Origin of the sequence: Halomonas campaniensis, from assembly GCF_002211105.1 — a bacterium.
Lineage (GTDB): Bacteria > Pseudomonadota > Gammaproteobacteria > Pseudomonadales > Halomonadaceae > Vreelandella > Vreelandella campaniensis_A.
Genome location: NZ_JPUA01000050.1, coordinates 1 through 637 on the forward strand (window position 1 = coordinate 1; position 637 = coordinate 637).

Genomic DNA, 637 nt, shown 5'->3' on the forward strand with positions numbered 1-637 from the left:
GAATCCCTGGCCGTGGCCAAGCTGTTGGCCAAAGTGGTCGAAGAAGAACAGCCGGGGTTGGTGGTGCTGGGTAAACAGGCCATCGACACCGACAACAACCAGACCGGCCAAATGCTCGCCGCGCTGACCGGCCTGCCCCAAGGCACTTTTGCCTCGGAAGTCACAGTCGACGGCGACAAGCTGAACGTGACGCGTGAAGTCGACGGCGGCCTGCAAACCATCGCCTTGACGCTACCGGCGATTGTTACCACCGACCTGCGTTTGAATGAGCCGCGCTACGCCAAGCTCCCCGACATCATGAAGGCCAAGAAAAAGCCGCTGGATGTGAAAACCCCCGCCGATTACGGCGTTGAGGTTGCCTCCAAGGTCAGCCTGCTCAAAGTCGAGTCGCCCGCCGAGCGCAAGGGCGGCGTCAAAGTCGCCTCGGTAGACGAGCTGATCGACAAGCTCAAAAACGAAGCCAAAGTTCTTTGAGATAAGCTCTTTAAGATAAGTGCTTTGAAAACCGTACTTTAAGAAAAGAGCTTTGAAAGGAGTTGATGCCATGAGCATTCTGGTACTTGCGGATCTACACGAAGGCCAACTGGCCGGCGCCACTGCCCACGTGGTGGCGGCCGCCCAAGCCATCGGTGGCGAT

The 637-nt window shown here is 57.8% G+C and carries 1 protein-coding gene and 1 pseudogene; both read left to right on the forward strand.

Going from position 1 to position 637, the window contains the following annotated elements:
* The coding region (locus tag JI62_RS22170; RefSeq protein ID WP_141101347.1) for an electron transfer flavoprotein subunit beta/FixA family protein at positions 1-474 on the forward strand (474 nt) is incomplete at its 5' end.
* A 70-nt stretch (positions 475-544) separates the two neighbouring features.
* A pseudogene (locus tag JI62_RS23060) lies at positions 545-637 on the forward strand (electron transfer flavoprotein subunit alpha/FixB family protein); the annotation flags it as partial.